This window comes from Streptomyces sp. NPDC101227 (genome assembly GCF_044767545.1).
Lineage (GTDB): Bacteria > Actinomycetota > Actinomycetes > Streptomycetales > Streptomycetaceae > Streptomyces.
This window is the reverse complement of sequence record NZ_JBIWOD010000006.1, coordinates 128,557-154,172: the sequence shown is the minus strand read 5'-3', so window position 1 is coordinate 154,172 and position 25,616 is coordinate 128,557. Positions and strand designations below refer to the sequence as shown.

24 protein-coding genes are annotated in these 25,616 nt (G+C 72.6%); 14 read left to right on the top strand and 10 right to left on the bottom strand.

Going from position 1 to position 25,616, the window contains the following annotated elements:
- Positions 1-50: 50 nt before the first annotated feature.
- Both ACIRPT_RS15805 and ACIRPT_RS15800 read left to right on the top strand, forming a co-directional pair.
- The gene (locus ACIRPT_RS15805; protein ID WP_403827333.1) at positions 51-695 is read left to right on the top strand and encodes a TetR/AcrR family transcriptional regulator; all 645 of its coding nucleotides are present in this window, start codon (positions 51-53) and stop codon (positions 693-695) included.
- Between the two features lie 141 nt (positions 696-836).
- Positions 837-2,489, top strand: coding sequence for a DNA repair helicase XPB (locus tag ACIRPT_RS15800; protein ID WP_403827331.1), 1,653 nt, complete (start codon positions 837-839; stop codon positions 2,487-2,489).
- 61 nt (positions 2,490-2,550) lie between these two features.
- On the opposite strand, the gene ACIRPT_RS15795 is transcribed toward ACIRPT_RS15800, so the two are convergent.
- Together ACIRPT_RS15795 and ACIRPT_RS15790 are read right to left on the bottom strand one after the other, a co-directional pair.
- Entirely contained in the window at positions 2,551-3,870 is a 1,320-nt protein-coding gene (locus tag ACIRPT_RS15795) for a glycosyltransferase 87 family protein (RefSeq protein WP_403827329.1), read from the bottom strand.
- Between the two features lie 201 nt (positions 3,871-4,071).
- Entirely contained in the window at positions 4,072-4,287 is a 216-nt protein-coding gene (locus ACIRPT_RS15790; RefSeq protein WP_403827327.1) for a hypothetical protein, read from the bottom strand.
- Between the two features lie 340 nt (positions 4,288-4,627).
- Here ACIRPT_RS15790 and ACIRPT_RS15785 point away from each other — a divergent pair, with 340 nt between their 5' ends.
- Positions 4,628-6,760 carry a HelD family protein gene (locus ACIRPT_RS15785; protein WP_403827325.1) on the top strand — a complete coding sequence of 711 codons (2,133 nt, stop codon included), beginning with the start codon at positions 4,628-4,630 and terminating at the stop codon, positions 6,758-6,760.
- A gap of 43 nt (positions 6,761-6,803) precedes the next feature.
- Here the strand turns inward: ACIRPT_RS15785 and ACIRPT_RS15780 are convergent, their stop codons facing one another.
- Entirely contained in the window at positions 6,804-8,003 is a 1,200-nt protein-coding gene (locus tag ACIRPT_RS15780) for an MFS transporter (RefSeq protein WP_403827924.1), read from the bottom strand.
- Between the two features lie 87 nt (positions 8,004-8,090).
- On the opposite strand from ACIRPT_RS15780, the gene ACIRPT_RS15775 reads away from it, so the two are divergent.
- On the top strand, positions 8,091-8,891 hold the full coding sequence (locus ACIRPT_RS15775; RefSeq protein WP_403827323.1) for an AraC family transcriptional regulator: 801 nt from the start codon (positions 8,091-8,093) through the stop codon (positions 8,889-8,891).
- Positions 8,892-8,946: 55 nt separating this feature from the next.
- On the opposite strand, the gene ACIRPT_RS15770 is transcribed toward ACIRPT_RS15775, so the two are convergent.
- Positions 8,947-9,693: a copper homeostasis protein CutC gene (locus tag ACIRPT_RS15770; RefSeq protein ID WP_403827321.1), complete on the bottom strand. Its 747-nt coding sequence runs from the start codon at positions 9,691-9,693 to the stop codon at positions 8,947-8,949.
- 302 nt (positions 9,694-9,995) lie between these two features.
- Here ACIRPT_RS15770 and ACIRPT_RS15765 point away from each other — a divergent pair, with 302 nt between their 5' ends.
- From ACIRPT_RS15765 to ACIRPT_RS15755, 3 genes are all read left to right on the top strand, one after another.
- The gene (locus ACIRPT_RS15765) at positions 9,996-10,469 is read left to right on the top strand and encodes a hypothetical protein (RefSeq protein ID WP_403827319.1); all 474 of its coding nucleotides are present in this window, start codon (positions 9,996-9,998) and stop codon (positions 10,467-10,469) included.
- Entirely contained in the window at positions 10,466-11,215 is a 750-nt protein-coding gene (locus ACIRPT_RS15760) for a hypothetical protein (RefSeq protein ID WP_403827317.1), read from the top strand. The genes ACIRPT_RS15765 and ACIRPT_RS15760 overlap by 4 nt, the downstream gene beginning before the upstream one ends.
- Positions 11,216-11,362: 147 nt before the next feature.
- Entirely contained in the window at positions 11,363-12,262 is a 900-nt protein-coding gene (locus tag ACIRPT_RS15755; protein WP_403827315.1) for a transporter substrate-binding domain-containing protein, read from the top strand.
- 79 nt (positions 12,263-12,341) lie between these two features.
- Here ACIRPT_RS15755 and ACIRPT_RS15750 read toward each other — a convergent pair whose 3' ends face one another.
- The gene (locus tag ACIRPT_RS15750) at positions 12,342-13,034 is read right to left on the bottom strand and encodes a maleylpyruvate isomerase family mycothiol-dependent enzyme (RefSeq protein ID WP_403827313.1); all 693 of its coding nucleotides are present in this window, start codon (positions 13,032-13,034) and stop codon (positions 12,342-12,344) included.
- 140 nt (positions 13,035-13,174) lie between these two features.
- Between ACIRPT_RS15750 and ACIRPT_RS15745 the strand changes: the two genes are divergently transcribed.
- Positions 13,175-13,852 carry a hypothetical protein gene (locus tag ACIRPT_RS15745; RefSeq protein ID WP_403827311.1) on the top strand — a complete coding sequence of 226 codons (678 nt, stop codon included), beginning with the start codon at positions 13,175-13,177 and terminating at the stop codon, positions 13,850-13,852.
- A 17-nt stretch (positions 13,853-13,869) separates the two neighbouring features.
- On the opposite strand, the gene ACIRPT_RS15740 is transcribed toward ACIRPT_RS15745, so the two are convergent.
- Positions 13,870-14,298: a hypothetical protein gene (locus tag ACIRPT_RS15740; RefSeq protein WP_403827309.1), complete on the bottom strand. Its 429-nt coding sequence runs from the start codon at positions 14,296-14,298 to the stop codon at positions 13,870-13,872.
- Between the two features lie 149 nt (positions 14,299-14,447).
- On the opposite strand from ACIRPT_RS15740, the gene ACIRPT_RS15735 reads away from it, so the two are divergent.
- On the top strand, positions 14,448-15,674 hold the full coding sequence (locus ACIRPT_RS15735) for a Cmx/CmrA family chloramphenicol efflux MFS transporter (protein WP_403827922.1): 1,227 nt from the start codon (positions 14,448-14,450) through the stop codon (positions 15,672-15,674).
- A 565-nt stretch (positions 15,675-16,239) separates the two neighbouring features.
- On the opposite strand, the gene ACIRPT_RS15730 is transcribed toward ACIRPT_RS15735, so the two are convergent.
- Entirely contained in the window at positions 16,240-18,444 is a 2,205-nt protein-coding gene (locus ACIRPT_RS15730; RefSeq protein WP_403827307.1) for an MMPL family transporter, read from the bottom strand.
- A gap of 187 nt (positions 18,445-18,631) precedes the next feature.
- Between ACIRPT_RS15730 and ACIRPT_RS15725 the strand changes: the two genes are divergently transcribed.
- The gene (locus tag ACIRPT_RS15725) at positions 18,632-19,321 is read left to right on the top strand and encodes a TetR/AcrR family transcriptional regulator (RefSeq protein WP_403827920.1); all 690 of its coding nucleotides are present in this window, start codon (positions 18,632-18,634) and stop codon (positions 19,319-19,321) included.
- 238 nt (positions 19,322-19,559) lie between these two features.
- Positions 19,560-20,006, top strand: coding sequence for a hypothetical protein (locus ACIRPT_RS15720; protein ID WP_403827305.1), 447 nt, complete (start codon positions 19,560-19,562; stop codon positions 20,004-20,006).
- A 55-nt stretch (positions 20,007-20,061) separates the two neighbouring features.
- On the opposite strand, the gene ACIRPT_RS15715 is transcribed toward ACIRPT_RS15720, so the two are convergent.
- The 3 genes from ACIRPT_RS15715 to ACIRPT_RS15705 all read right to left on the bottom strand — a co-directional run bounded on the left by ACIRPT_RS15715 (position 20,062) and on the right by ACIRPT_RS15705 (position 21,397).
- Entirely contained in the window at positions 20,062-20,592 is a 531-nt protein-coding gene (locus tag ACIRPT_RS15715; protein ID WP_403827303.1) for a pyridoxamine 5'-phosphate oxidase family protein, read from the bottom strand.
- Between the two features lie 146 nt (positions 20,593-20,738).
- Positions 20,739-21,020 (bottom strand): DUF4031 domain-containing protein, encoded by a 282-nt coding sequence (locus ACIRPT_RS15710; protein ID WP_403511310.1) that lies wholly within the window; start codon positions 21,018-21,020, stop codon positions 20,739-20,741.
- A 14-nt stretch (positions 21,021-21,034) separates the two neighbouring features.
- Complete coding sequence (locus ACIRPT_RS15705) at positions 21,035-21,397, bottom strand: hypothetical protein (RefSeq protein WP_403511307.1); 363 nt, start codon at positions 21,395-21,397, stop codon at positions 21,035-21,037.
- Between the two features lie 130 nt (positions 21,398-21,527).
- Here ACIRPT_RS15705 and ACIRPT_RS15700 point away from each other — a divergent pair, with 130 nt between their 5' ends.
- The 3 genes from ACIRPT_RS15700 to ACIRPT_RS15690 all read left to right on the top strand — a co-directional run bounded on the left by ACIRPT_RS15700 (position 21,528) and on the right by ACIRPT_RS15690 (position 25,353).
- A complete protein-coding gene (locus ACIRPT_RS15700; RefSeq protein ID WP_403827301.1) occupies positions 21,528-22,484 on the top strand; it encodes a MurR/RpiR family transcriptional regulator in 957 nt (318 codons plus the stop codon).
- A gap of 82 nt (positions 22,485-22,566) precedes the next feature.
- Positions 22,567-23,523 carry an N-acetylmuramic acid 6-phosphate etherase gene (gene murQ, locus ACIRPT_RS15695; RefSeq protein WP_403827299.1) on the top strand — a complete coding sequence of 319 codons (957 nt, stop codon included), beginning with the start codon at positions 22,567-22,569 and terminating at the stop codon, positions 23,521-23,523.
- Positions 23,524-23,589: 66 nt separating this feature from the next.
- Positions 23,590-25,353: a PTS transporter subunit EIIC gene (locus tag ACIRPT_RS15690; RefSeq protein WP_403827297.1), complete on the top strand. Its 1,764-nt coding sequence runs from the start codon at positions 23,590-23,592 to the stop codon at positions 25,351-25,353.
- Positions 25,354-25,616: the final 263 nt, after the last annotated feature.

Sequence of the window (25,616 nt, the reverse complement as noted above, 5' to 3'; positions counted from 1 at the left end):
TCACGCCTGTGATACGAAACAATTTATCACGGCCGTGATACAAAGGCCTCATGCCGAAGTACGTGGATCCCGACGCCCGCCGCCGCGAGGTCGTCGACGCCCTCTTCCGAGTCGCCGTCCGCGACGGCCTGCAACGGGCCTCCTTGCGGGCCGTCGCCGACGAAGCCGGCCTCAACATCGGCTCGGTGCGCCACTACTTCGCCGGCCAGCAGGAGCTGATGCGGTTCGCGATGCAGTCGATGCTCGACCGGGTCGGCGCCCGGCTGCTCCGGCGCGTCGAGGAGATCGGCGAGTTCGCCGGCCACCCCCGCGCCGAGCAGTTCCGGCTGGCGGCCGGGCTGCTGGGCGAGCTCCTCCCGCTCGGGGAGGACCGCCGGGCCGAGGTCATCGTGTTCCTCGACTTCAGCGCGGCGGCCCGCACCAACCCCGCCTTCGCCGATCTCGCGGAACAGACCGCCACCGGCACCCGGCGGCTCGTCCGCCGCGTCCTGGAGCGCCTGGCGACGACCGGCGCCCTGGGTACCGGCCGCGACCTCGGCATCGAGACCGAGCGCCTGGCCGCCCTCCTGGACGGCCTGGGCCTCGGCGCGGCGCTGCACCCACAGGTGCTCCCCCCTGACCGCTGCGCCGAGGCACTGCACACCCACCTCGCCGACCTCGCCACCCCCGCACCCCCGGCCGCCGCCGAGGCCTGAGGCCCCCGCCGCGGGCTCCAGCCGCAGAGGGCCCTGCGGCCCTCCCGCCAGGTCCGCCCGATGCGGCACACTGGACGTTTGGCCGCACTGTGCGGTCGAGATCCGCGGCCGGCCACCGGCCGGGAAGCGAAAGGCGAGCGCGTGAACGGACCCCTCATCGTCCAGAGCGACAAAACGCTGCTCCTGGAGGTGGACCACGAGCTGGCGGACGCCTGCCGCCGGGCCATCGCGCCCTTCGCGGAGCTGGAACGGGCACCGGAGCACATCCACACGTACCGCGTGACGCCGCTGGGGCTGTGGAACGCGCGGGCCGCCGGGCACGACGCCGAGCAGGTCGTGGATGCCCTGGTGCAGTTCTCGCGGTATCCGGTGCCGCATGCCCTCCTGGTCGATATCGCGGAGACGATGTCGCGCTACGGACGGCTCTCGCTCACCAAGCACCCCGCGCACGGGCTGGTGCTCACCACCACCGACCGGCCGGTGCTGGAGGAGATCCTGCGGTCGAAGAAGGTGCAGCCGCTGGTCGGGGCGCGGATCGATCCCGACGCGGTCGTGGTGCACCCCTCCGAGCGGGGGCAGATCAAGCAGACCCTGCTCAAGCTGGGCTGGCCCGCCGAGGACCTGGCCGGTTACGTCGACGGCGAGGCGCATCCGATCGAGCTGCGCGAGGACGGCTGGGCGCTGCGGCCCTATCAGCAGCAGGCCGTGGAGGGCTTCTGGCACGGCGGCTCGGGTGTCGTCGTGCTGCCGTGTGGCGCGGGAAAGACGCTGGTGGGGGCCGGTGCGATGGCCCAGGCGAAGGCCACGACCCTGATCCTCGTCACGAATACGGTCTCGGCCCGGCAGTGGAAGCACGAGCTGGTGAAGCGGACCTCGCTGACCGAGGACGAGATCGGCGAGTACAGCGGGGCGCGGAAGGAGATCCGGCCGGTCACCATCGCCACGTACCAGGTGCTGACGACCAAGCGGAAGGGCGTCTATCCGCATCTGGAGCTCTTCGACTCCCGGGACTGGGGCCTGATCGTCTACGACGAGGTGCATCTGCTGCCCGCGCCGGTCTTCAAGTTCACCGCCGACCTCCAGGCCCGGCGGCGGCTGGGCCTGACCGCCACGCTCGTGCGCGAGGACGGACGGGAGTCCGATGTCTTCTCGCTCATCGGGCCGAAGCGGTTCGACGCGCCGTGGAAGGAGATCGAGGCGCAGGGCTACATCGCCCCGGCCGACTGTGTCGAGGTACGGGTCAATCTGAGCGACTCGGAGCGGCTGGCGTACGCGACGGCCGAGACCGAGGAGAAGTACCGCTTCTGTGCGACCACCGGCAGCAAGCAGCGGGTGACCGAGGCGCTGGTCCGCCGGCATCAGGGCGAGCAGACGCTGGTCATCGGGCAGTACATCGATCAGCTGGATGAGCTGGGCGAGCATCTGGACGCGCCGGTGATCAAGGGCGAGACCACCAACGCGCAGCGGGAGAAGCTCTTCGACGCGTTCCGGGAGGGGGAGATCTCGGTGCTGGTGGTGTCGAAGGTGGCGAACTTCTCCGTCGACCTGCCGGAGGCCACGGTCGCCATCCAGGTGTCCGGGACGTTCGGGTCGCGGCAGGAGGAGGCACAGCGGCTTGGGCGGGTGCTGCGGCCCAAGGCGGACGGCCACGAGGCGCGGTTCTATTCGGTGGTCGCCCGGGACACCATCGACCAGGACTTCGCGGCGCACCGCCAGCGCTTCCTGGCCGAGCAGGGCTACGCGTACCGGATCATGGACTCGGACGAGCTGCTGGCGGCGGACGAGGACTTCTGACGAGGACCTGCTGAGGCGGCGAGCGCGCTGAGGCCGAGGCGGGCGCCGGGGCCGGGCGGCGTCAGCCCGTTCCGGCGCGCGTGCTGAGCCGCTCGGCCGCGCGGGGCGGCGGGATCCGGCCCGGCTCCGCGGGCCGGGCCGGGGCGTTACGCGTCCACCAGACCAGCGCGCCCAGCAGCGCCAGCCCGAGCAGCGGGTACGGCGACGCCAGCGGCTGCTGCCACCAGGGCAGATGCAGATCGAGGTCGCCGGCGTGCGGCACGATCCACAGGGTGCGGGCGGTGAAGGCGAGCGTGATCGCCGCCAGCAGCGCCCGGCGCCAGAGGACGTCACGGGCGTGCGCGGCGAGCAGGGCCAGCAGCGGTACGCACCACACCCAGTGGTGCGACCAGCTGATCGGCGAGACCAGCAACGCCGTGACGGCGGTGACGAGCACGCCCCAGGCGTCCAGGCCGCGCCGCAGATAGACCCGGCGGGCGACGGCCAGCCCGGCGGCCCCGGTGAGCAGCGCCGCCACCGCCCACAGCATGCCCGGCTCGGGATCGTGCAGGAGGCGGGCGATCAGGCCCTGGAGGGACTGGTTGTCGACGATCCAGGCCTTGCCGACCCGGCCCGTTTCGAACATCCGCCGCGTCCAGAACTCCACGCTGGCGCCGGGCAGGAACAGCAGGCCGAGGAGTACCGAGACGGTGAACCCGGCGAGGGCGGTGGCGGCGGCCTTCACCCGTCCGGTGATCAGGAGGTAGAGGGCGAAGATCGCGGGGGTGAGCTTGATGCCCGCCGCGATGCCGGTGGCGAAGCCCTTGAAGCGGGCGCCGTCGGGCCGCGAGAGGTCCCACAGGACCAGACAGGCGAGGGCGAGGTTGACCTGGCCGAAGACAAAGGTCTGGAAGACCGGTTCGAGCCAGAGGCCGAGTGCGGTGGCGGCGAGGACGGCGGGCACGGCGCCGGCGGCGTGGCGCAGGCGGGCGGCCTTGCACGAGAGGTGGATCAGCAGGGCGAGGAGCGCCGCGTTGACGAGTACGCAGACGACCTTGAGCGTGGTGAGCGAGAGCCAGGTCGTGGGGATGAAGAGCAGGGCGGCAAAGGGCGGGTAGGTGGCCGGAAGGTGCCACTTGGTGACCGTGAAGCCGTAGAGATCGCCGCCGGTCGCGGCGGCTTCGCCCTCCGCGCGGTAGACGACTATGTCGGACATCGGGAGCGGCACGAGCTCGTACAGCGCCCACAGCCCGGCGAACGAGACCGCGAGCAGCGCCGCCGCGAGCGCCAGCCGGCGCGGGCGGGCGACATCCCGCGCCCAGGTCCGGCGCCAGGTGCGTTTCAGGGTCCGCCGCACGGTCCGTCGCCACGTCCTGAACCCGGCCCCGTCGGCGGCAGACACCCGCTGTCCCCTCCCTGTCGCCCTGAGCGCGCTCTACGCGGCGACGCTAGTGGATCGAGACCGACGGCCCGTAACGAATTCCGGTCATCCGGATGACGCGGCGGGGTCGGCCGCTCGCGCCCGATGGGGGTGCGGTTGACGCGCGGCCGGGGCGGGTCGCGGGGCGGGCGGGTGCGGGGTGTGGGCGGAGGCCGGCGGCCGTCAATCCTCGGCGTACTCCCCCAGCACCGCGACGCTGAAGGCCGCCGTGACGAAGACCTTGACCGCCCGGAGGGCATTGCCGATCACATGGTGGCCCTCATGGATGCGTTCCGTGGCATGCGGGGAATCGGGGTCGGGGCCGAGGGCCGTGGCGCCCTTGGCCGGGTGCAGGGAGGTCGGGTGGATGGACGCGGGGTGAAAGGCTGCGCTGCTCATGCCTCCATGATGAATTTCACGCGATTGCCGCACATCGGTCCATGGGCCCATCCTTCGGGGCCCGCATGTCCGTCTCTGGGGCTACCCCGCCCCCTACGGGAGACCCAGGGGCCCAGGGGATGTCCCTCCCCCGTCGTACGCGGCCGCCCGCCCCCGCGGCCGCGCCGAATATCCATTGGCGCCCCTCATAGGTGCTGACTACAATCGCGCGTCTTCCCTGCCTCCCGTCGAGGAGTGCCGCCGACCGGACGGAAACCGGCCGGTCCCGCCCCGTGCCCGCCCTTCGCGGCACGCGGCCGCCGCAGTACTTCACCGGACATTTCCCACCGGAGGCAACGCCGTGCCCTCGCCTGCCCACAGCCCCCACCCGTCATCCGGCGCGGACCCGCTCGAGCGCGAGCGCACGCACCTCGCCGCCTCCCGCGCCGCCCTGCGCGCCATGCGCGAGGACGCCGAGGCGCTCAACATCGCCGATGTCACCGCGAACTGGGTCAACGCCGAGGTCCTCCAGGGCGAGATCGACGCCCGCATCAAGGCCCTCGCCGACCTCTCCCACACCCCGCTCTTCTTCGGCCGCCTGGACTATCTGCACGCGCCCGGCGTCGACGTCGCCGAAGGTGCATCGAGAGGGGCGGCGCAAAGCGCCTCCAACAAGGGTGGTGGTGGGCGACGGGAGGGCGAGAACTTCTACATCGGCCGGCGCCATGTCCACGACGCCGACGGCGACCCCATGGTCATCGACTGGCGCGCGCCCGTCTCCCAGCCGTTCTACCGGGCCTCCAAGAAGGACCCGATGGACCTCAGACTGCGCCGCAGGTTCGGTTACACCGGCGGCGAGTTGACGGCGTACGAGGACGAGCACCTCACCGACCCGGGGGAAGCGGAACGGACCAGCCGGCTGCTCCAGACGGAGATCGAGCGGCCGCGCGTCGGCCCCATGCGGGACATCGTCGCCACGATCCAGCCGGAGCAGGACGAGATCGTGCGCGCCGGCATCGGCGGTTCGGTCTGCGTCCAGGGAGCGCCGGGCACCGGGAAGACGGCCGTGGGCCTGCACCGTGTCGCCTATCTCCTGTACGCGCACCGGGAGCGGCTGGCCCGCTCCGGCACCCTCGTCATCGGCCCGAACCGCTCCTTCCTGCACTACATCGAGCAGGTCCTGCCCGCCCTGGGCGAGCTGGAGGTCAAGCAGGCCACGGTCGACGACCTGGTGGGGCATGTGGAGGTGCGCGGCAGGGACGAGGCGGCCGCGGCGACGGTCAAGGGCGACGCCCGGATGGCCCGGGTGCTGCGGCGGGCCGTCCGCTCGGGCATCACGATGCCGCAGGAGCCGTGCATGGTCGTCCGCGGTTCCCGCCGCTGGCGCGTGCCCGCATATGAACTCGAGGAGATCGTCCGGGAGTTGACGGAGCGGGAGATCCGTTACGGGGCGGCGCGCGACGCGCTGCCGCAGCGGATCGCGCACGCCGTCCTGGTGCGGATGGAGCAGGCGGGCGAGGCACCGGACGACCGGGTGCAGGACGCGGTGGCCCGGAACGCCGCCGTGAAGGCCGTGGTCAAGTCGGCGTGGCCGGCGGTCGATCCGGCCAAGCTGGTGCTGCGGCTGCTGGGCGACGCGGAATTCCTCGCCGAGCAGGCGGACGGCATCCTGACGCCCGAGGAGCAGAAGGCGATCCTGTGGGCCAAGCCGCCCCGGAGCGTGAAGAGCGCCAAGTGGTCGTCCGCGGACGCGGTGTTGGTCGACGAGGCGATGGACCTGGTGGAGCGCACCCACTCGCTGGGCCATGTCGTGCTCGACGAGGCGCAGGACCTGTCGCCGATGCAGTACCGGGCGGTGGGCCGGCGCTGCACGACGGGTTCGGCGACGGTGCTCGGCGATATCGCGCAGGGGACGACCCCGTGGGCGACGGACACCTGGGAGGAGGCGCTGGCGCACCTGGGCAAGCCGGGCTCGGCCGTCGAGGAGCTGACCCAGGGCTTCCGGGTGCCGCGCGAGGTCATCGCGTACGCGTCCCGGCTGCTGCCGGCGATCGCCCCCGACCTGACGGAGGCCACCTCGATCCGGGAGTCGGCGGGCGACTTCGAGGTCCGGCGGGTCGCGACCGAGGAACTGGACGCGTCCGTTCTCGCGGCGTGCGAGGAGGCGCTGACGAAGGAGGGGTCGATCGGCCTGATCGCGGCGGAGGCCCGTATTCCGGTGCTGCGCGCGGCCCTTGAGGCGAGGGGCGTGGCCCCTCTCGCGCCCGGCGAGGAGACGTCCGCCGAGTCCCGTCTCACGCTGGTGCCCGCCACTCTCGCAAAGGGTCTGGAGTACGACTACGTGGTGCTGGACGAGCCCGCGGCGATCGTCGACGGCGAGCCCGACGAGCGGACCGGGCTGCGCCGGCTGTATGTGTGTCTGACGCGCCCGGTGTCCGGGCTGACGGTCGTCCATGCGACGGCACTGCCGGAACAGCTGGCCGCGGGGGTCTGAGGGGCCTGCCTGAGGGGCCTGCGTGCCGCCCGCGCCCCGAGGTTCAGGGGCGGGGCGGGGCGTCCTCGACGGTTTCCGGCCGTACGGCGCCGGCCGGCCGGTCCGGGGCCGCTTCGGGCATGGCGGGCTCGTTCAGCGTGCGCAGGAGCAGCCAGCCGAGGGCGGGCAGGGCGATCAGCGGCGCGAGGGCGGTCCGCAGGGACGTGGCGTCGGCGAGGGCGCCGATGAGGGGGCTCGCGAGGCCGCCGACGCTGACGGTCAGGCCCAGCGTGACGCCGCTTGCCGTGCCCATGCGCCGGGGCAGGTAGTCCTGGCCGAGTGTGACGTGCAGGGAGAAGGGCACGTAGAGGCCGGCCGAGGTGAGCGCCACGAACAGGTAGAGCGGCGGGCCGGGGACGAGGACGACGCCGGCGACGGCGAGGACGCTCAGGGCGTAGGACCACCGGACGACCGCGATGCGGCCGAAGCGGGTGGCGAGCTTCCCGCCGGCCACCGTGCCCACGGCGCCGCCCAGGTAGAGCACGAACAGGGCGGCCGTGCCGGACGCGGCGCCGCCTGCGGTGCGCTGGCGCACGTACAGCGAGATGAACGCGCTCAGGCCGACGAAGACGACCGAGCGGCAGACGATGGCCCCGGACAGCTTGATGAAGGACGCCCAGTCGTCCCTGCCGCCGGCCCCGGTCGCGCGGCCGGTCGCGGTCGCGGTGGAGGCGGCTGCCCTGACCGCCCGCAGCGCGGCCGCGGACAGCGCCGCGCCGGCCAGGGCGGGGACGATCAGCAGCGGCGAGGCGCGCAGGCCGCCGGCGGCGACGGTGGCGGAGACCAGCAGCGGGGCGGCGGCGAAGCCGAGGTTGCCGCCGAGGGAGAACCAACCCATCGCGGTGTGGCTGCCGCGGCTGGCGTGGCGCGCCAGGCGGGCGGCCTCGGGATGGTAGGCGGCGACGCCGATCCCGGATATCGCGACCACGGCGAGGGTGAGGGCGTACGAGCCGCCGACGCCGCTCAGGGCGACGCCGACGCCGCCCGCCAGCGTGCTCACCGGCAGCAGCCACGGCAGGGACCACTTGTCGGTGAGCGCGCCGAACAGCGGCTGCACCACCGAGGACAGCAGGGATGCGGCGAGCACGATCCCGGAGGCCGCGGCATAGGTGTAGGCCCGTTCGGAGACGAAGAACGGCACCAGCGCCGCCACCGCTCCCTGGTAGATGTCCACGCAGGCATGCCCCAGGGACATCAGCGTCATCGGCCCGTTGCGCGGGGTCTGTTGTGTTGGCACCCGCTCATCGTCGCCACCGCACCGCCTGGCGCGCTTCCGATAAAATGCCTAAGCATGCCGGTTATCCGCCACACTCCCCAGGCGCCCACCCACACCCGGACGCTGGCCCCGGGAGAGCGCATCGAGGCGCACCGCCATGACGACCACCAGATCGTCTACGCGGGCTCCGGTGTCCTGGCCGTCACCACCGACGCCGGCACGTGGTTCGCCCCCGGCACGCGCGCCATCTGGGTCCCCGCGGGCTGCGCCCACGCCCACCGCGCCCGCGGCCACCTCGATCTGCACACGCTCGGCCTGCCCGCCGACACCAACCCCCTCGGCCTCGACGCCCCCTCCGTCCTCACCGTCAGCCCCCTGCTGCGCGAACTGATCCTGGCCTACACCCGCGCCCCCCACACCGACGCCCCCGAGCGCCCCGACGGCCCCGAACGGTCCGACGCCCCCCAGCCGCCCGACAGTCCCGAACGGCGGCGGCTGCGCGCGGTCCTCCTCGACCAGCTGCGCGCCTCTCCCCAGCAGCCGCTGCAACTGCCCAGCCCAGCCGACCCCCGCCTCAAGGCCGTCTGCGACCTCCTGCACCGCCACCCCGCGGACCCTCGCACCCTGGCCGCCCTGGGCACCGCGACGGGAACCGGGGAGCGCACCCTCAGCCGCCTCTTCCGCCGCGAACTGGGCATGACCTTCCCCCAGTGGCGCACCCAGCTACGCCTCTACCACGCCCTGGGGATGCTGGCCGACGAGCTGCCGGTGACCACGGTCGCCCACCGCTGCGGCTGGTCCTCCACCAGCGCGTTCATCGACGTCTTCCGCCGCGCCTTCGGCTACACGCCCGGCGTCCACCACCGCCGCCCCTGAGGGCGCCGGCCGGCGTTCCGCGTGTGCCGCCGGGCCGCCCACCGGGCGACAGACCCTAGACCCCCGCCCCGTCCGGAACCCCGTTCAGCGCCCCGTCCAGCGCGTCCCGCCACTCCCGTACCGCCGCCGCGTCCACCGGGGCGGACCAGCCGGCGGGGCGCGCCGCGCCGCCGATGTGGAACGCGTCGAGGCCCGCCGCGCGCAGCCGGGGCAGATGTCCGAGGGTGAGCCCGCCGCCCACCAGGATGCGCGGCGCGTAACCGGCCTCGCCGGCCGCCGTCCGGGCCTGCTCCGCGACCAGCGTCGCCAGTCCCGCCTCGACGCCCGCCGCGGAACCCGCCGTCAGATACGTGTCGAGCCCGGCGGCCCCGGGCAGCCCCGCCAGTTCCTTGCGCAGCGCGTCCCGGTCGGTGGCGTGGTCGATGGCCCGGTGGAAGGTCCAGCGGCAGCCGTCGAGCGCCGCCGCCACGGTCCGTACGGCGTCGAGGTCGGGCCGGCCGTCCGGGGTCAGGAAGCCCAGCACGAATTCGTCCGCGCCCGCCGCCCGCAGCGCCTCCGCGTCCGCGCACAGCGCCGCGACGTCCCCGGCGTCCCCGGCCGCGAAGCCGTCGGCGGCCCGCAGCATCACCCGCAGCGGGATGTCGACGGCCGCCCGGATCGCCGCGAAGACGGCCCGGGGCGGGGTGAGCCCGTCGGCCGCCATGTCGGTGACCAGTTCCAGACGGTCGGCCCCACCGGCCTGGGCGGCGATCGCGTCCTCCGGGCCGAGCGCGATCACCTCCAGGAGCGCGCGCTTGCTCATATGACCCCAATCCAGGAATGACAGAATGACAGGTCTAGTCCAATAAGTAGCGTAAGGCCTGGTCGGCCCTCCGCGGCCACCCCACCGCCGGACGCGCCCGGATTCACCCGGCAGCCACCCGCGCCCCCTCTTCCACTCGCCCCCGAAACCGACCCGAAACCCCTCAATGGTGCGGGTATGGATCAGGCCCAACATGGGTAACACGCCTTTCCCGTAAGGGCGTTGCCACGCAGCGTCCGTGAGGGACTATGTGCGCGTGACCGACGAATGCACCTGTGACTCATGAGCGTGGGGAGAGCCCGATGTCCGACCTGGCGACCGTTTCCGCGGAGATCGCTCCCTATCTCGCCCTGGCCGCGAACAGCCTGGGCACCTCCGTGATCACCGCCGCCCAGCAGCGGATAGCCGAACGCACCGTGACGGCCGGCGAGGGCTTCTTCCGCCGGCTGCTGCACCGCGGCGACGCCGACGGCCTCGGCGACGGCGGCAGCGAGCCGCTCCTGGACACCCGTCGCGCGGACGCCCTCGACGAGCTGCTCGCGGGCCTCGACGACCGGGAGCGCCGGCTGCTGTCGGCCGCGGTGACCGCCTGGCTGGAGAACCCCGCCGACCGGCGCGACGCCGACGGCCTGCTGGCCCACATCTCCGAGCTCGCCCCGGCCAACGGCTCGACCACCGTCATCAACACCGCGACGACGCACGGCGCTCACTCCGTCGCCGCCAACACCATCGGCACCCTCAACTTCGGCGCCACCGGCACCCAGGACGACTCATGACCGACCCAGGGGACACCGGCGATCTCCGGGACCGCGGCGGCACGACCCACAAAGAGGCGAACACACTCGGCGACCACTCCATCGCCGCCAACGACATCAAGAACCTGATCATCAAGTGGGTGATGCACCCCAGCGCACGCTGGGCCCCCCTCCTGCTGGCCTGCACCGGCCTGGTGATCGCCGGGAGCACCTGGCCGGACGGACCCGCGAGCCAGTACGCGCTGTGGGGCACGCTCGCGGCCCTGTCGGTCGCCACGGCCGCCGCGCGCGTGCTCAACCGGAGGCCGCGCGGCGCACGGGTGGTCGGCGCCCTCTCCCTCGTCTCCGTCCTGGCAACGGTCGGCGCCTGGCTGGCATTCCAGAGCGTCGCCACCCACGGCGAGATCGATGTGACCGGGCAAGTCCGCACCCGCGGCACCCAGCCGTTGGACGACACCGCGCACCGCAGCCTCTCCTTCCTCCTGGACGCCTCCGCCCTGAAGGAACCGCGCAACGCCCTGCGCCTGACGCTGGCCATCGACGATCACGATCCGGCCGGCCCGACCTGCCTCCCGGACACCGGCGCCACGGTGTCCCTGCTCACCTCGGGCGTCGCGGCGCAGACGACGGACCTCCGCCCCGGCGGAACGGCCGACTTCAGCCTGGGCGCGCGCGTCCGCTCCGTACGGATCGATCTCCAGCTGCACACCGCCCGCGGCTGCCGGATGGACGTACGGGCGACGAGCGCCGTACTGCACGACAGATGATCCGGCGCCACCCCCGACGAACAACAGACACCACGAACGACAGGCACGACGAACGACAAGCACGACGAACGACAAGCACGGCGAACAACAGGCGCGACGAACGACGGCTACAACGAACGATCAGGTACCAGGAACGGGGACCCGCACATGACGATCCGACCACCGCACCCCGGACGCAGAGGCCGCACCGGCCCCCGCGCCATGCTCGTGGCGGCCGCGCTCGCCCTCACGGCCCTGACGGCGACCGCCTGCGGCACCGACGACCCGCCCTCCCTCTTCGCGGACGGCAAGGTCCTGGTCGGCACGAAGAACGACCAGCCCGGTACGGCCGTCGTCCGCAACTACAAGTTCTCCGGCTTCGACACCACCGTCGCCCGACAGGTCCTCAAGACCGTCGGCGCCAAGCCGGACTTCGGGATCGTGCCGTCGGAGGACCGCCGGGCGGTGCTCACCGACAAGTCGAAGGACCTGGTCGTCGCGACGTACTCGATCACCGTCGAGCGGATGAAGGAACTGGACTTCGCGGGGCCGTACGCGACCACCTACCAGGGCATCATGGTCCGCAAGAACGACCACCGCATCAAGAAACCCGCCGACGTCAACGGCAAGCGCGTCTGCACCTGGCCGGGGACGACCTCCGCCACCACCCTGCAGAGCCCGGCGTACGAGCGGATGGTCGTCTACGAGCAGCCCGACGCCTCCACCTGCATCACGGACCTCAAGGTCAAGAAGGTGGCGGACGCGGTCTCCACCGACCAGATGATCCTCTACGGCTTCACCCAGGAGAACCCGGATCTCAAGGTCGTCCCCGACATCACCTACGGCTCCGCCAACCAGTACGGCATCGCCATGGCCAAGGGGCACCGCCAGGACTGCCTGAAGCTGCGCGACGCCCTGCGGGACTACCTCGGCGACAACGCCTGGAGCCAGGACTTCGCGACGTCCCTGCCGTCGATCCCGAAGGCCGACGCCGCCTGGGAAACCGACTTCAAGCCGCGGACGGAGACCGTCGACGCGCTGTCCTGCCGCGACCGGCCCAGGACCTGACGGGGCCTTGCGGATCGCCGCCGAGGACCTACCGGGGACCTGACACGGACCAGACGGGGACCTGACGGGCCGTCCGAGCTCAGGCGTAGAGCGACAGTTCCTTTTCCTCGGCGCCCGCGAGCTCATAGCGCGTACCGACCAGCGAACGCCCCGTGCAGAGCCGGATCAGGGTAGGCACATCGCAGGTCAGCCGGGCGGGCGCGCGCCCGTCGGCCGCGACGCCGAGCTCCAGCGACCGGCCGTCCCGGAGGCCGTCGTCGTCCAGGAGGTCGGCGCGCAGCAGCGGCTTACCGCGCTTCCGGGAGGCGATCACCAGCAGGTCGAGCGCCGCCTCCGCGCCCTCCCCGGCATACGCACCGGGCACCCCGAAGGCATCCCGTACGTCGCCCGCATGCACCCACTCCCCCAGCGCCACCGGGTCCAGCGGCCCGCCGGCCGCGGCGATCACCGGACCCGCCTCGGTGAACCCGCGCTCCAGCTCGTCCAGCACCCGGGCCAGCGGCCAGTCGGCCCGCTCGGCGACATCGACGGCGTTCGACTCGGGCGAGAACACCCCCGGCTCCAGGCGGCCTTCGACGACCCTGATCAGCGCCGCGCCACAGTGCGCCAGCACATCCCGTACGGTCCACCCGGGACAGGCCGTACGGAGCCCGAACCGCTCCTCGGGGGTGGCCCGGAGCAGCGGCATGAACGCATCCCGCTCGGTCGCCAGCAACCGCCCCGGCAGCTCGGCATCTCGGACGCTCTCTGATACTTCCGGTCCTGCGGACACAGCCCACCCCGTGATCGGTACGACGACGATGACTCATGACGACGATGACGCCACGGCCGCACGGTAACCGCGCCCCGCCCCCGCCCGCAGGCGTTTCCCGGACCCCGGGAGATCTTGACCCGCGAGGCACAATGACTGCCATGACCTCCGAGTCCCGCAAGGCGCACCCCACCGCTCCGGCGGATCTGGCCCGCCGTTGGGCCGCCACCGTCGCCGAGGCCCGCGGCTCGCACGCCGCCGCGGGCCCCGACCCGGCCCCGTACGCGGACAACCTCCTCGCCCGGTGGGCCGAGCCCCAGCGCCGCTATCACACCGTCGCGCATCTGGCCGCCGTCCTGGACCGCATCGACGAACTGGCCGAGCACGCCGACGATCTGCCCGTCGTCCAGTTGGCCGCCTGGTTCCATGACGCGGTCTACCGCCCGGACCGCTCCGAGAACGAGGAGCGCAGCGCCGCCCTGGCCGAACTCGCCCTGCCCGAACTGGGCGTCGGCGCGGCCCGCACGGCCGAGGTGGCGCGGCTGGTACGGCTCACGGTCACCCATGATCCGTCGCCTGACGACCCCGACGGCGAGGTGCTGTGCGATGCCGATCTGGCGGTGCTCGCCGGTTCGCCGGACGGCTACGCGGCCTATGCCGCCGCCGTCCGCGAGGAGTACGCCTTCGTCCCCGATCCCGATTTCACCGCGGGCCGCGCCGCCGTGCTGCGTCAACTCCTCGCGCTGCCCCGCCTGTTCAGGACCCCGATGGCGTACGACCGGTGGGAGCACACGGCGCGGCGCAACCTCACGACGGAGCTGGACCTGCTGACGGGCTGACCGGCTGACGGGGCGCGTCAGCGTTGCCCTTCGCGCCGCCGCCGCACCGTGGGCAGTCCGTCGTCCGTCAGCAGCACCCGCGCCTCGCCCTCGGTCACATCCGCCCGCCGGTCGTCGCGCAGGGCGCCGTGCGCGGGGCAGGCGCACCGGGCGAACAGCGGATCCGGGCAGTCGGCGAGGCCCTGGCGCAGCCGGGCGAGATCCTCCGGCTCCAGCCGCCAGGTCCAGTCCATGTCCCAGGGATCGTCCGGCTCCCACGGCCAGAAGCAGTCATGGCTGAAGTGGTAGAGCACGCCATGCCCACATTCGGGACATTCCAGGACCCGCGTGTAGTCGTGAACCTGGCTGTGCTCCGGCCCGGAGCCGTGCGGCACCCCCCGCTCATGGATCTCCGCCACCGGCCGCCTGGCGACCCCGCAACGCTCGCACCCGCTCATCAGCCCCATGCGCGGCAGCCTACGGGCGGGCCGGTCCGGCGCTCGGCCCGTCAGCGGAAATCCCTGCCGACCGGATGACCCGGCCGGGAATGTCAGGCGTCCTACGACTGTTAGTACCTGTCATGCCAGCTCGTCCCGAACGCGCCGAACGCGTCCGTATGCCCATCGCCGTCTACGTCCTGGGGCTGTCGGTATTTGCCCTGGGAACGTCCGAATTCATGCTCTCCGGCATCCTCCAGCCGCTCGCACGCGATCTGGAGGTCTCCATTCCGCAGGCCGGACTGCTGGTCTCCGCGTTCGCGATCGGCATGGTGGTCGGCGCACCGGTCCTCGCCGCGGCGACCCTGCGGCTGCCGCGCCGTACGACCCTGATAGCCCTGCTCGGCCTCTTCGGGCTGGGGCAGGTGGCCGGCGCGCTGGCCCCGACGTACGGCGTGCTGTTCGCCTCGCGGGTGGTGAGCGCGTTGGCCTGCGCCGGTTTCTGGGCGGTCGGCGCGGCGGTCGCGGTCTCGCTGGTGCCGGTGACCGCGCGCGCCCGAGCGATGGCCGTGATGGTCGGCGGGCTGAGCATCGCCAATATCGCGGGAGTCCCCGCGGGCGCGCTGCTCGGCCAGCACGCGGGCTGGCGGGCGGCCTTCTGGGCGGTGGCCGCGCTGTCCGCGATCGGGCTGATCGGCGTGATCGCGCTGGTGCCCCGTACGGCCGTGCCCACCGGCGACGACCGCCCGCAGCTGCGCCGCGAGCTCAGGATCTACAAGGACAAGCAGGTCTGGCTGGCGCTGACCGCCACGGCCCTGAACGCCGCGGCCGTCTTCGCCCTCTTCTCCTACCTCTCGCCGCTGCTGACCGACGCCGCGGGCCTCGCCGAGAGCTGGGTGCCGACGGTGCTCGCGCTCTTCGGCGTCGGCGCGCTGATCGGCACGTTCATCGGCGGCCGGATCGCCGACGCGCACCTCTTCGGCACGCTGTTCACCGGCATCTCCGCCTCCACGGCCGTGCTGGCCGTCCTGGCGCTCACGGCGCACAGCCCGATCGCCGCGGTCGCGCTCTCGCTGATGCTCGGCGTGACGGCCTTCACCACGGCCCCGGCGCTCAACGCCCGGATGTTCAACGTGGCCAACGCCGCGCCGACGCTGGCGGGCGCGACCACCACCGCCGCGTTCAACATCGGCAACACCCTCGGCCCCTGGCTGGGCGGCCTGGTCATCGGCGCCGGCTGGGGCTACTCGTCCGTGGCCTGGACGGGCGCGGCGCTGGCCGCCGTGGCGGTCGCCGTGACGGCCGTCGCCTTCCGCCTGCACCGGTCCGCCGACCACCGCTCCCGGCTCGTCGCCTCCTCGGCCGACGTGACCCTCGCGAAGACCGCACCCGCCGAGCAGCGCTAGGGCGCGTCGCCCGTCGTCCGTCACCCGGCGCCCGACGCCCGTCACCCGGCGCCCGGCACCCGTCCGTCGCCCGACGGGTCAGGGCCGGACAGGCCGCGGCGTCTGACGCACTGCACTCGCTGCACCAGACGCGCTCGCTCCGTCGCGGCTCTTCATCGGGTCCCGGCATCGGCAGCCGGGCCGCATCGCAGGGCGCCGGAGCGTCTCGATGGCGGCGCTATGGGGACGCTCCGGCAACGCGGCGAGTTGCCGTCGTGCCGGGGCACCTCCCGTCAGCCGGGGAAGCGTTGCGGACCCGGCCATGCCCCATCAGCCGCGTGACGACACCGCGGGTCAATACAGCTGGCGCAGCGTGCACGCCACGGCGGCAAGGGCGCCGGGGCGCCGACGCCAACGCCGCGCAGAGCACGGAAGCGGGACCGGGCACCGGACCTCCCGAGGGCGGTCACCAGACCGCGCGGGGAGGGCACCGGACCGCCCGGGGGTCAAGCACCGGACCGCCCGGGGAGGGCACCGGACCGCCCGGGGGCGAGGCTCACCGATCACGAGCCCCGCCACCGGACGCCTACCCCACGGGTTGTGGCTCGCGGGCCGGCTCCGGCATGGGGGCGGGGGCGGATTCGCCCTCCGATATGCCGAACCGGGCGTGGAAGCGGCGCAGGGGGCCCGGCGCCCACCAGGTGGCCCGGCCCGTCAGGCGCATGACCGCGGGGACCAGCAGGCTGCGCACGATCATCGCGTCCATGAGGACCGCGAGCGCGATGCCCAGGCCCAGCATCTTGGTGTTGGCCACCCGGGACGTGCCGATCGCCACCATCACCACCGCGAGGATCAGGGCGGCGGCGGTGATCAGGCCGCCGGTGCGCTGGAGTCCGTACCGCACCGCGTGCGGATGGTCGCCCGTGCGGTCGTACTCCTCCTTGATGCGGGAGAGCAGGAACACCCCGTAATCCATGGAGAGCCCGAAGGCGACGCAGAACATCAGCACGGGGAGCGTGGTCTCTATGTCTCCGGTGCTGGTGAAGTTCAGGAAGCCGGAGAGGTGGCCGTCCTGGAACACCCAGACGACCGCGCCGAACATCGCGGTGAGGCTGAGGGCGTTGAGCACCACCGCCTGGAGGGGTATGAGCACGCTTCCGGTGAGCAGGAAGACCAGCAGCAGCGTCACCACGGCGATGATGCCCGCGGCCCAGGGCAGCCGGTCGCCGATGGCGTGTTTGGAGTCGACCAGGACGGCCGCGGTGCCGGTGACGGACGTACGGAACGGGGCGTCGGCGGCGCGCACTTCACGGACCACGCGCTGGGCGTTCTCGCCGACCGCCTCGCCCTTCGGGAGCACCGTGAAGTAGGCCGCGTCGCCCTTCACCAGCGGTCCGTCCACCCGGGCCACTCCGGGCAGGCCATCGATCCGCTTGCGGTAGTCGGCGTACTGGGCGCGGGTCGCCCGGCCCTCGGCGAACACCTCCAGGCCGCCGCCGGGGCTGCCGGCGAAGCCGTCGCGGATGTGCTGCTGGACGACATGGGACTCGGCGGTCGCGGGCAGCTGGCGATCGTCGGCGGTGCCGAACTTGACGCCGAGGAAGGGGAGCCCGAGGAGGACGAGACCGACGGTGGTGGCGATGGCGAAGACCGGGGCGCGCCGCATCACCAGGGAGGCGACGCGGGCCCAGCCGCCGCCCGCTTCGCTGCGGGGTGCGCCGCGGCGCAGCAGTCGCCGCAGGTCCAGGGCGTTGACCCGGTGGCCGAGAAGGACGAGCGCGGCCGGAAGCAGGATCAGCGCGGCGCCCGCGGCGAGCAGCACCACGGCGATGCCGGCATAGGCGAAGGAGCGCAGGAAGTACTGCGGGAAGACCAGCATCGCGGCCAGCGACACCGCGACGGTCAGCGCGGAGAAGAGGACGGTGCGTCCGGCGGTGCGCAGGGTCGCCCCGACCGCTTCGAGTGGCTCGGCGCCCGCGGTCAGTTCCTCGCGGTACCGGCGGACGATGAACAGGGCGTAGTCGATGGCGAGGCCGAGGCCGAGGGCGGTCGTGAGGTTCATGGCGAAGACCGATACGTCCGTGACCTCGGTGAGGCCGCGCAGGACGGCGTTCGTACCGAGGATGGCGACGATGCCGATGCCGAGCGGCAGCAGGGCGGCGACCGCGCTGCCGAAGACCATGACGAGCAGCACGAGCGTGATCGGCAGGGCGATCATCTCCGCCCGGACCAGGTCCTCCCCGATCGTCGTCTGGATCTCGTGCCGCACGGCGACCGGGCCGCCCACGGAGACCCGGACCGGGCCGTGCGCTCCGCGGAGCGCGGGGGCGATGCGGTCGAGGGTCTCGCCCGCGGTCTTTTCGTCGCCGGTGACCCGGGCCGCGATCAGGGCCTCGTGTCCGTCCTTGGCGCGCAGCTGCGGGGTGGGCGTCTGCCAGTACGACCCGACGCCCGTCACCCCCCGCTCGTCCGCGAGGCGGGCCGTCAGCCGCTTGGCCTCGGCGGCGATCGCGGGATCGTCCACGGACGCCCGTCCGCTGTCCACGAGGAGCAGGAGGTTCGGCTGCGAGTCGGGGAACTCCCGCTCCAGCGCCTTGGTCGCGTACGTCGACTGCGCGGCCGGGTCCTCCCAGCCGCCGGCGCCCATACGGTCGGCGACACCGCTGCCGACGAACACGGCCAGCGCGGTCAGCACCAGCGCCACCAGCAGCGACAGGCGAGGCCGCGCGGTCACGAAGCGGGTCCAGCCCCCCACCTTCGGGGCGCCCGGCGGGCTGTTGACTTCGGACATGACGCGGTGTCCCCTTCACCGAGACCCTTGCGTCCGCGCAGGCAGCATGGGTCGCCCATTGCCATAGACTGGCAAACACGAGCGTCCGCTCGCGTTTTTCAAGAATGCGAGCGGTGTCTCGTGTTTGTCAATCGCGTCCGGAGAGTTGAGGAAAACCGTGGTCGACAAGCAGCAGGCCGAGGACGGACTGCCCCACGGCCGGACAGCGGCCGGACGGGCGCCGGCGGCTCCGTCCGAAGGCGGCCAGGACGAGAAGCCGCGCCGGCGTCAGGCCCGCGGCGAGCGCCGCATCTCCCAGCTGCTCGAGGCCGCGGCCGCCGTGTTCTGCAAGAGCGGGTACACCGCGGCCTCCACGAACGCCATCGCCCGCGAGGCCGGCGTCTCGCCCGGCACGCTGTACCAGTTCTTCCCGAACAAGGAGGCCATCGCCATCGAGCTGGGCGGCCGGCTCATCCACCAGATGCGCGACACCTACGGCGAGGTGCTCGCCCTCGGCGAGGCCGACGTCCCGCTGCGTGAGCGGCTGGACGGCATCGTCGACCGCTTCGTCGACTTCAACTGCCGGCACCCGGTCTTCTTCGCGCTGATGCACGGCCCGGACACCCCGGGCCGGATGGTCGAGGAGCACGACGCGCTGCACACGGCCCTGCTGGCGCGCATCCAGGACCTGATCGCCTTCTATCTGCCCGACGCGCCGAAGGCCGACATCGCCCGCACCGCGGAGATGAGCTTCGGCCTGTTCAAGGCGGGCGTGGAGCTCATCCTGGCGCATGAGGACACCGAACGGGACGCGTACGTCACGGAGTTGAAGAACGTCCTGTTCCGCTACCTGGACCCGATGATCGGCGAGGCCCTCGCCGCCCCCGCACAGCCGTAACGGAGAGGGTCGGGCCACCGCCCACGGCCGGGGGCGCCGCCCGCCCCCCGGACACCGGTCGAATTCGGAGTTCCGGATTCGGAGTTCGGGATTTCAGGATTCGGGATTCGATACCGCGGTTGTTAACCTGACGCGCACCCGTCAAACACACCGCGAGCGCGACCGATCGCACGGGAAACATCCGGTCGCCCGCCTACACCTCGGCCCGATGCGGCCGGTCACCTCGGGGGAGAACACCGTGAAGCGTCGTCATGTCCGTACCGCAGCCGTTTGCGGACTGGTGGTCATCGCCCTGACCGGCGCGAGCGGCTGCGGCGCCTTGTTCCCCAAGGCCAAGGTCAACGTCCCCAGCGACGGGCCGACGTCCGGGACGCTCACCGAGGCCGAGTCGGACATCACCATCACCAGCTGCAGCGTCGACGCGTCGTTCGGCACCCTGGAGGCCAAGCTGCGCGTGCACAACGGCAACTCCCGGAGCCGCGCGGACTACATCGGCATGCTGAAGTTCAGGGACGACGCCGGCAACGACGTCGGCATGGCGAACTGGAGCACGGACGGCGTGGGTGCCGGTGAGACCCGGCCCCTCCCGGTCTCCTACAAGTACAGCGGACTCGACGACATACCGAAGCACGTCAAGTGCAAGCTCGACTCGCCCTTCAAGTCCAACGACGAGGCCAACGGCTGAGCCCGCACGGCGGGAGCCCGCACGGCGGGAGCCCGCACGAGCGCGCCGCCCCGCCTCACTCCCCGCCGTCGAACCGCCACCGCGTCTGGCTGTACGTGTCCCCGCGCCCGAAGCCGAACGCCGTCACCGGCGCGACCCGGAAGACCAGCGCCCGGTGGCCCGAGTGGTGAAAGGCGCCGTCGCGGACCTCGAAGCGCCATTCGTCGCCGTACTTCTGGACGTAGAGATCGGCCAGGCCGAGCAGCGTCGTGTCGTCCTCGACCCGCGCCGCCTCGCCCTCGACGACCACGTCCAGGCCCGTATGCAGGTCATTGCCGCCGACCGTCGACGTCGTCAGCACACAGCGCGGGTCGGCCGCGAGGTTCCTGGCCTTGCGCTCTTCGGGCCCGGTGGCGAAGTGGAGCGCGCCGTCGGCCCACACCGCCAGCAGTGGGGTGACATGCGGGCGGCCGTCGGGCCGGACGGTACTGAGCCAGAAGATCTCCGCCTCGGTCATCCCGCCGACCGCCGCCGACCATGCCGTGGCCGCGGCGTCCGCGCTGCTGTAGTCCGGCTGAAGCTCGGTGTACGGCTCCCTGGCTGCCATCGCTGACCCCTTTCGCTGCGGTTCGCCTACCCGTACGGGACCCCGCCAGGCCCCGTCGTACGAGCCCCCGCCATGACCCCTCGTACGGGACCACGCCAGGCCACCTCGAACAGGCCCCACCCACCGCCGCCGGCCCGACACACCCCCTAAGCGACCTCCCCCGGCGCCGCCCGGTGCTTGGGCCGCCGTAGCCCCGCCGCGGTCAGCCGGCGGAGCAGTTCCTTGCAGCCGACCTCCACCGCCCCGGCCCGTACCGCGTCGGCATAGCGCTCCGCGGGCAGGTCGTAGTGGTCGCGCTCGAAGGCCCGCCGCGGGATGCCTATTCGGGCCGCGAACGCATGCAGCTCGTCGAACGAGGTGTCGCTGACCAGGTGCGACCACATCCGGCCGTGCCCCGGCCAGGTAGGCGGATCGATGTAGATCGCCACCTCAGCCCATCACCTCAGCTCTCCAGAGGTGCGCGCAGCCTGCCGACGCGCGCCACCGCAACCGCCGTCTTGGGGCAGACCCAGTGCGGATCGGGACCCAACTCCGGCTCGACATCGAGCGCATGCGGATCGCCGGACGTCGTGCACACCGGACACAGCGGCCAGCGGCCGTACCGCTCTAGCAGCGCGTCCTGCACATCCTGCGCTATCAGTCCGGCGACGAATTCCGCGCCCTCAGGCCACTGCTCCAGCCACCATCGGCGGTGGGCGACCGCATCCTCGACGAGGGAGACGATGTCGGCGTCGGCGACGTCGTCCGCGATCAGGTCGGCGAGCACCAGCGCCCGCGCGGCATGCAGTGCCTGTTCCAGCTCCATGCCGTCCATTGTCGCGCGGACCGCCGACACCGCCCGCCCGTTGTCCACAGGCCGGTCCCGGCGTGCGACTTTTCCACAACCCGGCACGGCGAGTGTTGACGCGGTACGCGGATGAAATTACTTTTCACACGTGAGCAGCAGCGTGAAGGAAACTTTCAAGGACGCGGCCAAGGAAGCCGCGAAGGACCTGGCCGCCGAGACCCGGCCGGCCCCGACCCCGCCCGCCCCCGCGGCCCTGGCCGTCAAGGTCCGCGCGCTGAGCCCGACGATGACCCGCTCCATGCAGCGGGTCGCGGAGACGGTCGCGGGCGACCCCGCGGGCTGCGCCGCCCTGACCGTCACCGGCCTCGCGGAGCGCACGGGCACCAGCGAAGCCACCGTCGTGCGTACGTCCCGCCTCCTCGGCTACCCCGGATACCGCGATCTGCGGCTCGCCCTGGCCGCGCTCGCCGCGCAGCAGGCGGCCGGCGGCGCGCCCGCGGTGACCGCGGACATAGCGGTCGACGATTCGCTCACCGACGTCGTCGCCAAGCTCGCGCAGGAAGAGCAGCAGTGTCTGGCCGACACCGCCGCGGGGCTGGACGTCAGCCAGCTGGAGGCGGCCGTCGCCGCACTGTGCTCGGCCCGCCGCATCGATGTGTACGGCATCGGGGCGTCCAATCTCGTCGGCCAGGACCTCGCGCAGAAGCTGCTGCGTATCGGCCTGATCGCGCATGCGCACTCCGACCCGCACCTCGCCGTGACGAATGCCGTGCAGATGCGCACCGGCGACGTCGCCCTCGCGATCACGCACTCGGGCCGGACCACCGATGTCATAGAGCCACTGCGGGTGGCCTTCGACAACGGCGCGACGACCATCGCGATCACCGGCCGCCCGGACAGCGAGGTCTCCGCGTACGCCGATCACATCCTGACCACGTCCACGGCCCGCGAGAGCGAGCTGCGGCCGGCCGCGATGTCGTCCAGGACCAGCCAGCTCCTCGTCGTGGACTGCCTCTTCATAGGCGTCGCCCAGCGCACGTACGAGACCGCGGCGCCCGCGCTGTCCGCCTCCTACGAGGCCCTCGCCCACCGCCATCAGCCCTGACCGGCCCCGGGCCCCACGGCGGGGCCAGCCGGAAACCGCAACGGCCCCCAGCTACGAGTCGAACGGAAAGAGCCCGCACGCCATGACCTCCACCGCCGACTACGCCCACCTCCGCGCCGAGCTGGACACCCTCACCACGGAGGCGTTCCGCCCCGAGCTCGCGGAGATCGACCGTCGCTCCACCCTGGAGATCGCCCGGACGATGAACGGCGAGGACGCCACCGTCCCCGCCGCCGTCGCCGCTCAGCTGCCGCGGATCGCCGCCGCCATCGACGCCACGGCCGAGCGGATGGCCCGCGGCGGCCGGCTGATCTACGCCGGCGCCGGCACGGCGGGCCGGCTGGGCGTGCTGGACGCCAGCGAGTGCCCGCCGACGTTCAACACCGACCCCGCCGACGTCCTCGGGCTGATCGCGGGCGGCCCGTCCGCCATGGTCACCGCCGTCGAGGGCGCCGAGGACAGCAAGGAACTCGCCGCCGAGGATCTGACCGCGATCCATCTGACCGGCCAGGACACCGTCGTCGGCATCTCCGCCTCCGGCCGCACCCCGTACGCCATAGGCGCCGTCGAGCACGCCCGCGCCCTCGGCGCGCTCACCATCGGCCTGTCCTGCAACGCCGGCTCCGCGCTCGCCGCGGCCGCCGAGCACGGCATCGAGGTCGTCGTGGGCCCCGAGCTGCTGACCGGCTCCACCCGGCTCAAGGCCGGCACGGCGCAGAAGCTCGTGCTCAACATGCTCTCGACCATCACCATGATCCGCCTGGGGAAGACCTACGGAAACCTGATGGTCGACGTCCGCGCCTCCAACGACAAGCTGCGGGCCCGCTCACGTCGCATCGTCGCGCTGGCCACCGGCGCCTCGGACCAGGAGATCGAGGCCGCGCTCAGCGCGACGGACGGCGAGGTCAAGAACGCCATCCTCGCCGTCCTCGGCAAGGTCGACGGCCCCACCGCGGCCCGCCTGCTCGACGCGTCCCACGGCCACCTCCGCGCCGCCCTCGAATCCGCCGGCAAGACCGGCAAGGCCGGCAAGCCCTGACCGCGCGAGCGGCCGCCCCTCCCCGCCCGCCCCCGTCCTCGTCGTCCGCACAGCAAGGCACCCCCGATGGCTATGCCCGAAGACAAGAACCGAGACAAGATCCGAGACAACGCCCCAGACGCGAATCCCGCCACGAAGCACGCCGCGGCCCCAGACGCGAACCCAGCCACAAAGCACGCCACGAAGCACGCCACGAAGCACAACGCGAAGCACAACAACAGCCACGGCAAGAACGAAGACAAGCACCGCGCCCTCGCCGCCGCGATCCTGCCCCTGGTCGGCGGCGCCGGGAATCTCACCTCCATCGCCCACTGCATGACCCGTCTGCGCCTCGGCATCCGGGACCGCGCGCTGGTCCAGGACGACGCCCTCAAGGCCGTGCCGGGCGTCATGGGCGTGGTCGAGGACGACACCTACCAGCTCGTGCTGGGCCCCGGGACGGTCGCCCGCGTCGCCCCGGAGTTCGAGCGCCTGGCCGAGGAGACCCGCACCACCGCCCCCGCCACCGTCACCGCCCCCGAAGCGACGACGACGCCGCCCCCGAAGCCCGCCGCCGCGGCGACCCCCACCACGGCCCCCACCACCGCCGCCGACCTCGCCACCCAGGGCGCCGCCCTCAAGGCGAGCCGCAAGGCCAAGAACGCCACCCCGTTCAAGCTCTTCCTCCGCCGGATCGCCAACATCTTCGTCCCGCTGATCCCGGCGCTGATCGGCTGCGGCATCGTCGCGGGCATCAACGGCCTGCTGACCAACCTCGGCTGGGCGCCCTCGCTCGTCCCCGCCCTGACCGCCATCGCCGCCGGCTTCATGTCGCTGATCGCCGTCTTCGTCGGCTACAACACCGCCCGGGAATTCGGCGGCACCCCGATCCTCGGCGGCGCGGTCGCCGCGGTCATCGTCTTCCCCGGCATCGCCAACATCACCGCCTTCGGCCACAAGCTCGCCCCCGGCCAGGGCGGCGTCCTCGGCGCGCTGGCCGCCGCCCTCCTCGCCGTCCAGGTGGAAAAAAGCTGCCGCAAGCTGGTCCCCCAGGCGCTGGACGTCCTGGTCACGCCCACCCTGACGGTGCTGCTCACGGGCCTGGTCACGATCTTCGGCCTGATGTACGTCGCCGGAGAGGTCTCCACCGCCATCGGCACCTTCGCCAACTGGCTGCTCGCCCACGGCGGCGCGATCGCCGGCTTCGTCCTGGGCGGCCTCTTCCTCCCCCTGGTCATGCTGGGCCTCCACCAGGCCCTCATCCCCATCCACACCACCCTGATCGAGCAGCAGGGCTACACGGTCCTGCTCCCCATCCTCGCCATGGCCGGCGCGGGCCAGGTGGGCGCCGCGATCGCCGTCTACCTCCGCCTCCCCCGGAACGGCTCGATCCGTACGACCATCAAATCCGCCCTCCCCGCGGGGTTCCTCGGCGTCGGCGAGCCCTTGATCTACGGCGTCTCGCTCCCCCTCGGCCGCCCCTTCATCACCGCCTGCATCGGCGGCGCCTTCGGCGGCGGCTTCGTCGGCTTCTTCAACCAACTCGGCGACACCGTCGGCTCCACCGCCATCGGCCCCTCAGGCTGGGCCCTGTTCCCGCTGGTCAAGGGCAACCAGGGCATCGGCGCCACGGTCGCCGTCTACGCCCTGGGCCTGGTGGTCGGCTACCTCGTCGGCTTCCTCGCCACGTACTTCTTCGGCTTCAGCAAGCAGATGCTCGCCGACCTGAACGCCGCGCCCGACATCACCGCCGCTACCGCCTCCGCCCCCGCCCCCACGACGGCCACGGCCCCCGACGGCCCCGTGCCGCCCCCCGCCGCACCCCCGGGAAAAGAGTCGGCACCGGCCTGACGCCGCTTCCTCACCCGGCGCTACCCTTGCCGTCAACTCCCCTATGCACAGGGGCAGTTGGCGGAAGGGCGGTTGTCGTTGACCGGAAACGCCGTAAGCCCAGCCCCCGGTCCGGACCTTACGCCGGACCCGGCCACGCCCGACCCGGCCGCGCCCGGCCGCCCGCCACTCCCCACCCGCCTCCGGCGACGGTTCACGGCCCTGTCCACCAGCAACAAGATCGCGGTACTCGGCCTGCTCCTGGCGGCAGCCCCCTCATCGTC